Here is an 11,320-nt window from a genome sequence, read left to right as displayed (position 1 = left end):
TAATTGAAGATTGTCAATTGAGAATGGCTCCGTGAATGGGCAGCAGAAGGCATTTGTGTCACGGAAAACGAACAGCCTTTTCACTGATACAGCTAACCGTAGAAAAGCTTTGAAACGGTTTCCCTTTGCTTCTATACTTACAACTTATGATAGAAATTGACAGTATCGGCCATTTTCCATCGTCACCCGGCGTCTACATCATGAAAGATGCCGAGGCAACAGTCCTCTACGTGGGCAAGGCAAGGGATTTGCGCAAGCGGATCCGCTCCTACTTTGCCGCATCAGGTGATTCCCGTTACCAGATCCGCTTCCTCATGGCCAGGGTCACCGATATCCAGTTCATCGTCACCGATACGGAAAAGGAAGCGCTGATCCTTGAAAATACCCTGATCAAAAAGTACCGTCCCAAGTACAATTTCAATCTCCGGGACGACAAGACATATTTTTCCCTGAGAATGGACATGTCCAGCGACTTTCCTCGCCTGTCCATCATCCGCAAGGTTACCCGCGACGGAGCCCGCTATTTCGGACCATATTCATCCGCTTCCGATGCCAGGGCCGTGCTCAAGCATCTCTACAAACTGTTTCCCCTCCGTCACTACCCAATGGAAACCTGCAGGAGACGAAATCGTCCCTGCCTGTTTTACCAGCTGAAGCAATGCTCCGCCCCCTGCCACGGCAAGATCTCCCGGGAAGACTACATGGCTCTGGCCGAAGGCGCCGCCCTTTTCCTCGAAGGGAAAAATCGGGAAATATTGAAAATTTTCAGGGAGCGGATGAGTGCCGCAGCAGCCGCTGAAAAGTACGAGAAAGCAGCCCGGTTCCGCGACCTGATCCGTTCCATCGAGGTTACGGTGGAAAAGCAGAAGGTGGTTGCCCAAGGGGGAGATTCCGATGTCATCGGCTTTTACCGGGAAGGGGAACAACTGCACATCGCCCTTCTTTTTCTCCGCGGCGGCACCCTCACCGGCAGCAGGAACTATTCATTCAGCTGGGAAATGGACGATCATGAAGGGATCGCTTCTTTCCTCAATGAATATTATAATCAGGAGGTATTCATTCCTTCGGAAATAGTGCTCCCCATTGCCATCGCCGATCCCTTGCCACAGGAAGAGCTCCTCTGTGAATTACGCGGCAGGCGGGTATCCATAACAGTGCCCCAACGGGGCAACAAACTGGAACTGGTAAGACTTGCCATCAAAAATGCGGAAACGGCGGCCGCTGAACGAAAAAAAGCGGCCGAATCTGGTGAGGCGATTCTCCAGACACTCAAAGAACGTCTCCATCTGCATAAGCTCCCTCGCCGCATCGAATGTTATGATATTTCCAACATTCAGGGACAGATGGCGGTCGGCAGTAAGGTTGCCTTTGTGGACGGCAAGGCTGACAAGGCACATTATCGTCGTTATCGCATCAAGGGAGTCAGCCAATCCGACGATTTTGCCATGATGAGAGAAATGTTTTCCAGGCGGTTCAAACCGGGAACAGCTCCCGACGACTACCCGGACCTGATCATCGTCGATGGAGGAATCGGCCAGTTGAACGTTCTCACCCATGTACTGGGCGACTTGCAGATTACAGATGTGGAAGCTGCCGGATTGGCAAAGAGCAGGGTTGACCGGGAGATGGGCGCTACGGAAATCAGCAGGTCAGATGAGCGGGTCTTTCTGCCTAACCGAAAAAATCCGGTAGTGCTGCGGCAGAACTCCGCACCACTCCTGCTTTTGGCCAGGATCAGGGATGAAGCCCATCGTTTTGCCGTGGCCTATCACAAAAAACTGCGCGGCAATAAGCTGCTGGCTTCGCAGCTTGAAGCGATTCCCGGCATTGGCATTAAGAGAAGGAAGGAACTCCTGCGCCACTTCGGCAGCCTGAAAAAGATAAGTGAAGCAACGCTGGAAGAGCTGCGCCAGGTCCAGGGTATTTCCGCCACCGTCGCTGAGTCCCTATGGAAGCATCTACATGAAAATGAAAAGGGCGATACAAACGCATCGCCCTTTGTGAATTTTGAATAACATCCAGGGATTATTCGGCAAGAAGCCTCTTCACCGTGTTTTCCAGAGTCCTTCCGACCTCTTCCGAATAGCCTTGCAACTTTTCGGCAACGATCCCTTTCTTGCTGATGACAAATATGGTCGGCACCGAGCGTAGCCCGTATTCTATCTGGAGATCTTCATCAACCATGGCAACCGGATAGTTGATCTTTTTTTCGGCGATAAATGCCTTGACCACCTTATCGCTGCCATCGTCAACACTCATACCGAGGATCTGCAGTCCCTGCTTGCCGTACTTGCGATTAAGATTCAACAGATGGGGAATGGCTTCCTTGCAGGGGTAACACCAAGTGGCGAAAAAATCCAGGACCAGCACGTGTCCCTTGTAGTTGGCCAGCGATACCGGCTGCCCGGAGGTTGTCACCACATTGATTGGAGGAGCTGGCTGTCCTTTCTGCAAGGCGGCGGATACCGGGGCGGCAGATATTAAAAGCAGCGACAGGGCGAGTAAAATGAAACGGATACTGCGTAACATCATAGCAATCCTTTACAGAGCCTTTTTGATCAGCGCCTCAAGCTGTGCCTTGGGCACGGCGCCGACCACCTGATCAACAACCTTGCCGTCCTTGATGAGAATGACGGTCGGGATACCGCGTACGCCGTATTTGCCCGGCATGCCAGGGCTTTCATCAACATTGACCTTGCCTACCTTTATCTTGCCTTCATATTCTTCAGCGATGCCATCGATGAGGGGGGCGATGGCTTTGCACGGGGCACACCAGGTAGCCCAGAAATCTACAAGAACAGGGATCTCCGACTGGAGCACCGCTGCTTCAAAGTTGTCGTCGGTAAATGTCAGTACTTTTTCGCTGGCCATGATTGCTCTCCTTGGATTTAAATCGGTAAAATACATGCAAAAAGTGCTATAACTATAGCCGACACGAAAAAAAAATCAAGGAGTAATTGCAGGCGGCATGCGGTTCCGCGGTTCATGTACCTTCGATCACCATTATGTATCGCCGGCTATTGACTCCATTCCGCCACTCATCCATAGTATATCCCATGTCCTTTTTTCCCATAAATTTGAATATGGCCGGCAGAATGGTAACCGTTGTCGGCGGCGGCAAGATCGCGGAGCGCAAGACATGCAAGCTGCTTGAAGCAGGTGCACTGATCACCATGATTGCCCCAGACCTGTCAGACAAGCTGGCAAAGCTGAGCGAAGGCGGTTCCATCAAGCATCTGCCACGGAACTTCAAAAAAGGCGATCTGGATGGAGCATTTCTTGCCATTGCCGCCACCAGCGACAGATACGCCAATCTGGCAGTAGCCGATGAGGCAAAAAATCGCGGCATTCTTGTCGATGTCTGCGACGATCCTGAACTAAGCAGCTTTATCATGCCGGCAATGATGACCAGGGGCGACCTGGTGATTGCCGTCTCCACCGGAGGCAAAAGCCCGGCAATGGCAAAAAAAATCCGCGAGCAGTTGGAAGCGTCGTTTGGACCGGAGTATGAGCAGACCCTGAAGCTATTGGGCATTCTGCGTGAAAAGCTATTGACTGCAAAGGGCAACAGCGCATACAATAAGGCCCTTCTAAGCCAACTGGCAGCCCATGACCTTCCACGAATGATCAAAGAACGGCGATACGACCAACTGGACCATCTTCTCCTCAAGATTTTCGGTTCGGAATTCAGCATCAGCCATCTTTTGGAGGAAGAAAAGGACCATCAATGAATGCCCTGCTCTTTTATTGCACCCTCGGCATCTATTTTGTCGCCACCGTCATTTATCTCATCTACCTGGTGAAACCTGAGAACCTGCTGGGGCGTACCGCACACTGGACCATCTCCGCCGGGTTCATTGCCCATCTGGCCTTCACCGCCAATCGTTTCATCGAGGTGGGGCATACGCCGATCACCAACCTGCACGAGTCTCTCTCCTTTTTCAGCCTGGCCGTTATCGGCATTTTCATCATTTTCGAACGCAAGTACAAAATGTTTGTCCTTGGTTCTTTCATTACCCCTCTGGCCCTGATTCTCCTGGCCGTATCCACCACATTCCCTTCAGCCATAACGCCGCTGAATCCGGCACTGAAAAGCAAATGGCTCGCCGTGCATACCATTGTTGCGTTCCTCGGCTATGGCGCCTTTGCCGTCTCTTTCGGCGCTAGCATCATGTACCTGATCCAGTCCCACTTCCTGAAAAACAAAAAGCTCGGTGCAATGTTCCAGCGGCTCCCCTCCCTGGACACCCTGGACGATATAAGTTACCGCTGCCTCACTTTCGGCTTCCCTCTTCTCACCTTCGCCATCATAACCGGGGCAATCTGGGCTGAAACCGCCTGGGGCACATACTGGAGCTGGGACCCGAAAGAGACGTGGTCGCTGATCACATGGTTTGTCTATGCAGCTCTCTTGCACGGCAGACTTACCACCGGCTGGCGAGGGCGCAAGGCTGCCATCCTCTCCATCATCGGCTTTTTCATCATGCTTTTTACCTTTCTCGGCGTCAATCTCTTGTTGTCGGGGCTCCACAGCTACAAATGAGGGAAATTGGCAAATGCCCCGCTGCTCCAGTGGGCATTTGTGGAATCAGAGGCAGATTGAGCTATGAACATTATCGTTGTCGGGCTGTCCCACAAAACAGCCGCAGTTGAGATAAGGGAAAAAGTAGCATTTTCCCCGACCCAGATGGAAAAGCCGTTGCACGCACTGGTATCCATTCCGGATATCACCGAAGGGGTGATTGTCTCCACCTGCAACAGGGTTGAAATCTACGCCACCACCCGTGACATTGCCGGGGGCATCGCCCGCCTCAAGCGGTTCCTGGCCGACTATCACAACTTTCCCCTGGAAACCCTGGAGCCGCACCTCTACAGCTATCATGGTGAGGCGGCAACACGCCATGTTTTCCGGGTGGCATCAAGCCTGGACTCCATGGTAGTTGGCGAACCGCAGATCCTTGGCCAGATCAAAACCTCCTACGGCTATGCCGCCGAATATAAAAGCTCCGGCATCATTCTCAATCGTTTCCTGCACAAGGCCTTTTCAGTGGCCAAGAGAGTACGCACCGAGACAAAGATTGCCTCCTCAGCCGTTTCCGTGGCCTTTGCCGCCGTGGAGTTGGCAAAAAAGATCTTCGGTGATCTTTCCGACAAGACAGTCATGCTCATCGGCGCCGGGGAGATGTGTGAGCTGGCGGCCAAGCACTTTATCAACACCGGCGTGCGCGGCGTCATGGTCACCAACCGGACTTTCGAGCGGGCGGTAAAGCTGGCCGAAGAATTCGACGGCAAGGCAGTCAACTATGAGGACCTCTTCGACCAACTGCACAAAGCCGATATCATCCTCTCTTCCACCGGTGCGCCCCACTTCATCATCAAACCGAAGGATATCGAAGACGTCATCCGTCGCCGCAAGCTGAAACCCATGTTTTTCATCGACATCGCAGTCCCCCGCGACATCGACCCAAAGGTCAACGACATCGAGAACATCTACCTGTACACAGTGGACGATCTCAATGGCGTCGTCGCCACCAACCTGGAACAGCGGAAAAAGGAATCGGAAAAGGCCGAGGCCATCGTTGAGCAGGAGATCGGCCAGTTCTTCAAGTGGCTCTCTTCCCTTGAAGTCACCCCGACCATCGTTGCCCTTCGCTCGAAGTTCGACGAGATCCGCCGGGCCGAATTGGCCAAGACCATGGCCAACTGGAAGGACCTGCCCCCCGAAGGCGAAAAGCGGCTGGAAGCCCTGACCAATGCCATCATGAACAAGCTGCTTCACCAGCCGACCAGTGTCCTGAAACGGAGCGACCAGGGCAATCGCAACGATCTGTATGTGGATGCGCTGCGGAACCTGTTCGATCTGGAAACTGCCCCCCACGAAGAAATGGAGCTGGGTGAGCTGGAAGAATAGTTGACAGGTGCTGGAATATGCAAAAAAAATTTGATGATGAGAAGATATAGAGAGAAAAGGAGATTTCCGTGGCACTAAAACAGCTGAGAATAGGTACCCGCGCCAGCCAGCTGGCACTCTGGCAGGCAAACTGGGTCAAGTCCGAACTGGAACAGCGTTATCCGGGCATGGAAGTATCGCTGGTGAAGATCAAGACCATCGGCGACAAAATATTGGACGTACCCCTGGCCCAGGTAGGGGGCAAAGGGCTCTTCGTCAAGGAGATCGAAGAGGCCATGCTCCGCGGCGACATCGACATTGCCGTGCACAGCATGAAGGATGTCCCCACGGAATTTCCGGAAGGACTCGGCCTCCACTGCATCACCGAGCGTGAAGACCCGCGCGACGCCGTTATATCCCGTGGCACCAAATTCGCCGACCTGCCCCAGGGTGCCAAGATCGGCACCAGTGCCCTGCGCCGTCAAGCCCAGCTGCTCAAGGTCCGCCCGGACATGGAGATGGTCATCATCCGCGGCAACGTGGAAACCCGCATCAACAAACTGGAAACCGAGAAACTGGATGCGGTCATTCTCGCCGCAGCAGGACTCAAAAGGCTTGGCTTTACGGAAAAAGTGGCCGAATATCTGCCGACCGACCTGTCCATCCCCGCCATCGGCCAGGGGGCACTGGGGATCGAGTGTCGCCTTGACAATGAAGAGGTGAAACAAACCATCGACTTCTTCAACCACCCCGCCACCGCCTATGCCGTCAGGGCCGAGCGGGCGCTGCTCTGGCGTTGCGAAGGGGGCTGTCAGGTACCCATCGCCGCCTTCGGCGAAGTCACCGGCAGCGACCTGAAACTGGTCGGTTTTATTGCCTCCGTAGACGGTAAAACGTCCGTACGCGGCACCATCACCGGACCGGCCGCGGACTGTGAAAAGCTGGGCATCAAGCTGGCCGAGCAGCTCCTTGCCGACGGCGGCCATGCCATCCTCGCCGAGGTCTATCAGCGGGAAGTATCCAGGGAGAAGGAAATCCCTGTTTAATTGCCGTTAGTGCAGCGCGCACTGCATAAAACCGTGTACGATCCGTCACGCAAGGCGCAAAGACGCTAGGAGAAGCTCAAGGGTTTTCCGTCGTTCTTTGCGCCTTGACGTATCTCCGTGAACATACTTTCCGGGCTTAAACGAAAGATCTGCCATGACCGATATTTTCCCATCCAAAAACGACAAGGGCTATGTCTACCTGATCGGCGCCGGTCCCGGCGACCCCGGTCTCATAACCGTCAAGGGGCTGGAATGCATCGCCAGGGCGGAGGTGATTCTTTACGATTACCTGGCCAATCCGGAGTTGCTGAAACATGCCGCTCCCGCGGCCGAACTGATCTATGCAGGGAAGATCGGCGGGGCGCACAATCACGAGCAGTGGCAGATAAACGAACTTCTGGTGAAAAAGGCCCTGCAGGGAAAGATAGTGGCCAGGCTCAAAGGTGGCGATCCTTTCGTTTTCGGCCGTGGTGGCGAAGAATGCGAAGCCCTCGTCGCAGCAGGCATCCCCTTCGAGATCGTCCCCGGCGTTACGGCCGGTATCGGCGCCGCCGCCTATGCGGGTATTCCCCTTACCCACCGGAACTTTACCACCTCAGTGGCCTTCGTCACCGGCCATGAAAGTCCCGGCAAGGAGGCTTCGGAAATCGACTGGGAGCGCCTGTCGCTTGGGAGCGGTACGGTCGTCTTCTACATGGGGATCAAGAACCTTCCCCTCATCACCAGAAAGATGGTCGAAAACGGCAGGCCTGCCGAAACACCCGTGGCGCTGGTACGCTGGGGGACGCGGAGCGATCAGGAAGTGCTGGCAGGCACCTTGGCCGACATCGCCGACAAGGCAAAGGCATCATCCTTCAAGGCACCGGCCATCACCATCGTCGGCGAGGTGGTCAACCTGCGGGAAAAACTCCGCTGGTTCGACAACCGACCCCTCTTCGGCACCAACATCGTGGTCACCCGCGCCGCCGATCAGGCGGGAGATTTTTCACGGCTCCTGGCAGGCTTTGGGGCCACCGTCCATGAATGTCCGACCATTCGCATCGTACCCCCCGAAAGCTTCACGGAACTGGATGGGGCTATCGCCGAACTTGTGTCTTTTCACTGGCTAGTCTTCACCTCCTACAACGCCGTGAGCAGCTTTTTCTGTCGACTCCATGAACTGAACCTGGATACACGGGCCATCGGCCGCTGCCGCGTCTGCGCCGTCGGGCCTAAAACCGCCGCCGCCCTCGCACCCCACGGTATCAAAGCAGATCTGATTCCGGAAAACTATAAGGCGGAAGGGGTGGTCGAATCCTTCGGCAAGCTGGACATGCAGGGCAAAAGGGTCCTCTTCCCCAAGGCCGACCGCGCCCGGGACATCATTCCGGTAGAACTGGAAAGGTTTGGAGCGGAAGTGGTCGCTCCCGTCGCCTACTGCAACGTTGTTCCCGAAGAGCTCCCCGCTTCCGCCATGGAGGCACTGGAAAAGGGGCAGATTGACTGCATCACCTTCACCTCGTCCTCAACCGTCCAGAATCTGGCGGCCATGGTGGGTGAAAACCGCCTGCTCAAGCTGCTGGACGGCGTCGCCATCGCCTCCATCGGCCCCATTACCTCCAAGACCTGCCGTGAATTAGGCCTGGCCGTGGATATAGAGCCCGCCACCTACACCCTCGATGCGCTCACCGCCGCCATAGTCAATCATTTCCACTCTCGTCGCTGATTTTAGCCCTTCTTTCACCCTCCTCCCCTGCGCAGGCCATCTCTCTACCGCCAATGCCCTCTTGTCCCGCTCCCAGCGACCACTGAAGCTGTGAGACTTTTTTTTACCTTGACATGCACCATTATCCGGAATAATGTACCGGTCGGTCGGTTTACCGAAGGGAGGTGGAGCGAGATGTCAGAAAAAGGGGACAAGAGCCGGGAAAACATTGTCGATGCGGCATACGCCTTGTTCAAGAAAAAAGGCTTTGCAGCAACCAGCATCAACGACTTGATGGCCGCCAGCGGTTTGAAGAAGGGGACCATCTACTTCCATTTCTCCGGCAAGGAGGAGATCGCCCTGCTTGTTCTGCAGCGTGCCCGGGAACAGCTTATGGAATTCCTGGAAACAGTGACTACCGGCGCGACACCCGCTGACGCGCTGGAAAACTACTTTGCCGGGACCATTGCATTGCACCACAGCCATGAATTCATCGGCGGATGCATTTTTGGCAATGCCGCCCTGGAAATGGCCGATTCTAATGAGCTGCTGGCCCGTTTCATCAACCAGGTGTTCCGGGACTGGACCATGAAACTGCGGCAAATCATAGCAGAAGGGCAAGGGGCTGGCCAGGTCAGAGATGATCTGGCGGCTGACGCCCTTGCCCAGCAGCTGGTAACGGCAACCGAGGGTGCCATTATGCTCGCCAGGCTTCGCAAAAACGATGCTCCCCTGCGAACCTGCTTCGACACTTTCCGCGCTCTGCTGGCCCTGCCGCAGGCCACTAACAACATTGAATGAAAGGAGTAAACTAATGGCACGAAAAAGTATCACACTGGCAGCAACCGCACTGGTATTTGTCGCCTCCCTGCTGGGGAGTATGAATGCCTGGGCTGGTCACAGCAATGATGCTGCAGCCCTCAAAGGAGTTAAGCAGGGAAAGGGGATATTTCTAGTGGATACGGACAATCCGCAGAAGACCGCCCTATACCTGAATCTCATCAACGAGACCCACAAAAGTCTCGTGGCGCAGAAGGTAAGACCCGATCTGGTCGTAGTTTTTATCGGTCCCACGGTCCGCTTCCTCACGACGGTGCCAGATGCGGAACTGGCGGCCAAACACCAGGATTCGCTAAAATCAGTCGCCGCCACCGTCAAGGAACTGGATGGGAAAGGGGTCAGGATGGAAGTGTGTGAAATCGCCACCGGCGTGTTCAAAGTCCCGGCAGAAAAGCTGCTGCCTGGTCTAAAACTGGTCGGCAACGGCTTCATTTCGCTGATCGGCTTCCAGAGCAAGGGTTATGGACTGGTGCCAATTTTTTAACAAGCTGGCAGGGAGGATCAGCTGATTCCTCCCTGCCAATGCAATACAAATACCCCATCATCCCGCTCCACCCGCGTGCCCAGCTTCTGCCCTTCCCGGTTGAGCAGTTCCCTGAGCCACAGTTCATCCCTTACCGATGCACGATGCAAGCGAAACTGCCGCATCTGCATCGGCTTCATCGTGCAGCGGGCCAGCCTGCCGCTTTCCGGGTCAATACTGACGAAATACATGAGCGACAGGTCGCCGCGAAAGCGCTCCTCCCCATGAATACCCTCGTAATCGTTGATGAAGTCGCCGCAGCCGTAAATGATCGGCTTGCCATGGTAAACCTCCATCCCCTTCACATGATGGGAAGAATGGCCGTGGATCACATCCACCCCTGCGTCATCCACAAGGCCGTGGGCGAAAGCTCTCTCATCAGGTGTAATGCTGTAGCCCCAATTGGCCCCCCAATGGATGGAAAGCACCACCAGGTCCCCGGGACGTTTCAGCCGCTGCACCATCCTGGCCACCTCCCCCACCGTCTTCCGGGAAAGATCCGGCAAAAGGTTCACTCCCGCTCTTTTTTCGCCGGCCCCCCATTTGCCGGGAATGCCGCTCGACTCCGTGCCGCAGGAAAAAACCAGCACCCTCCCTTTTCCTTCCACATCAAACACTGCAGGCATCCGTGCCTCTGCCAGGTCTCTCCCCGCCCCGCCATGTTTTACATGGGCTTTATCCAGAACTGACAGGGTCTCCGCCAAGCCGGAATTGCCCCAGTCTAGGATATGGTTGTTGGCCAGGGAGCAGAAGTCGATGCGGGCAGCGGTAATGGCAGGAAAATTATCCGGACTCATGCGGTAGTTGATCCCTTTCCCTTGCCAGTAGTCGTCGCTTTTGGTGACGCTGGTTTCCAGGTTGATGATGCGCAAGTCGGGAGCGGCAGAAGAAAGCACCTCCAGGGCATCGCCCCAGATATAGTAAAAGCTGGCCGACTTCGGAATCAGCCCGTTGGTTTCCTCGGCCAGGGCCACATAACCCCGCGCATCCTTCATATAAGGTTCATGGATGGCGGGATCACCGGGATGGGGAAGGATCTGGTCGATCCCCCGCCCGGTCATGACGTCGCCACACATGAAGATGGTGATCAGCTTGTCTCTGCCCATGCTCGTCCCCCTTTTGCAGATAACAACAGTCTCCCACACTCTTGAAAATGTGCAAGACGGATAGCCATCTCCTTTCCGCGACAATCCCTACGGACCTTAAGCAGGAAAAGGTGGAGACACCCCCAGTTAGTTATGATTTTTCACGTCTTCTTGTTTTAAGTCCCCATATCTGTGGTATAAAAGAACCCGCCAATTTCTGCAGCCGTTGTTTTTCATCAAAGAGCCGGTGGC

At 54.9% G+C, this 11,320-nt stretch carries 11 protein-coding genes; 8 read left to right on the top strand and 3 right to left on the bottom strand.

Annotated elements, in window-relative coordinates:
* Window positions 1-146: 146 nt before the first annotated feature.
* Complete coding sequence (gene uvrC / locus GEOB_RS06515) at window positions 147-2,015, top strand: excinuclease ABC subunit UvrC (protein WP_012646394.1); 1,869 nt, start codon at window positions 147-149, stop codon at window positions 2,013-2,015.
* 10 nt (window positions 2,016-2,025) lie between these two features.
* Here the strand turns inward: uvrC and GEOB_RS06510 are convergent, their stop codons facing one another.
* On the bottom strand, window positions 2,026-2,532 hold the full coding sequence (locus tag GEOB_RS06510) for a TlpA family protein disulfide reductase (protein ID WP_012646393.1): 507 nt from the start codon (window positions 2,530-2,532) through the stop codon (window positions 2,026-2,028).
* 9 nt (window positions 2,533-2,541) lie between these two features.
* Entirely contained in the window at window positions 2,542-2,871 is a 330-nt protein-coding gene (gene trxA / locus GEOB_RS06505) for a thioredoxin (RefSeq protein ID WP_012646392.1), read from the bottom strand.
* An 86-nt stretch (window positions 2,872-2,957) separates the two neighbouring features.
* Between trxA and GEOB_RS06500 the strand changes: the two genes are divergently transcribed.
* From GEOB_RS06500 to GEOB_RS06470, 7 genes are all read left to right on the top strand, one after another.
* Window positions 2,958-3,731: a precorrin-2 dehydrogenase/sirohydrochlorin ferrochelatase family protein gene (locus GEOB_RS06500; protein ID WP_230199023.1), complete on the top strand. Its 774-nt coding sequence runs from the start codon at window positions 2,958-2,960 to the stop codon at window positions 3,729-3,731.
* The gene (gene ccsB, locus GEOB_RS06495) at window positions 3,728-4,543 is read left to right on the top strand and encodes a c-type cytochrome biogenesis protein CcsB (RefSeq protein ID WP_012646390.1); all 816 of its coding nucleotides are present in this window, start codon (window positions 3,728-3,730) and stop codon (window positions 4,541-4,543) included. The genes GEOB_RS06500 and ccsB overlap by 4 nt, the downstream gene beginning before the upstream one ends.
* Window positions 4,544-4,606: 63 nt before the next feature.
* Window positions 4,607-5,911 carry a glutamyl-tRNA reductase gene (hemA, locus tag GEOB_RS06490; RefSeq protein ID WP_012646389.1) on the top strand — a complete coding sequence of 435 codons (1,305 nt, stop codon included), beginning with the start codon at window positions 4,607-4,609 and terminating at the stop codon, window positions 5,909-5,911.
* Between the two features lie 68 nt (window positions 5,912-5,979).
* Window positions 5,980-6,936 (top strand): hydroxymethylbilane synthase, encoded by a 957-nt coding sequence (gene hemC / locus GEOB_RS06485; RefSeq protein ID WP_012646388.1) that lies wholly within the window; start codon window positions 5,980-5,982, stop codon window positions 6,934-6,936.
* A 154-nt stretch (window positions 6,937-7,090) separates the two neighbouring features.
* Window positions 7,091-8,641: a uroporphyrinogen-III C-methyltransferase gene (cobA, locus tag GEOB_RS06480; RefSeq protein WP_012646387.1), complete on the top strand. Its 1,551-nt coding sequence runs from the start codon at window positions 7,091-7,093 to the stop codon at window positions 8,639-8,641.
* Between the two features lie 174 nt (window positions 8,642-8,815).
* Window positions 8,816-9,421 carry a TetR/AcrR family transcriptional regulator gene (locus GEOB_RS06475; RefSeq protein ID WP_012646386.1) on the top strand — a complete coding sequence of 202 codons (606 nt, stop codon included), beginning with the start codon at window positions 8,816-8,818 and terminating at the stop codon, window positions 9,419-9,421.
* Between the two features lie 13 nt (window positions 9,422-9,434).
* Window positions 9,435-9,944, top strand: coding sequence for a DsrE family protein (locus tag GEOB_RS06470; protein WP_012646385.1), 510 nt, complete (start codon window positions 9,435-9,437; stop codon window positions 9,942-9,944).
* Window positions 9,945-9,961: 17 nt separating this feature from the next.
* Here GEOB_RS06470 and GEOB_RS06465 read toward each other — a convergent pair whose 3' ends face one another.
* Window positions 9,962-11,089: a CapA family protein gene (locus GEOB_RS06465; RefSeq protein ID WP_012646384.1), complete on the bottom strand. Its 1,128-nt coding sequence runs from the start codon at window positions 11,087-11,089 to the stop codon at window positions 9,962-9,964.
* Window positions 11,090-11,320 lie beyond the last annotated feature (231 nt).

It is taken from the genome of Geotalea daltonii FRC-32, assembly GCF_000022265.1.
GTDB lineage: Bacteria > Desulfobacterota > Desulfuromonadia > Geobacterales > Geobacteraceae > Geotalea > Geotalea daltonii.
The sequence above is the reverse complement of the archived record's forward strand: the minus strand, read 5'-3'. Positions and strand labels throughout refer to the sequence as shown.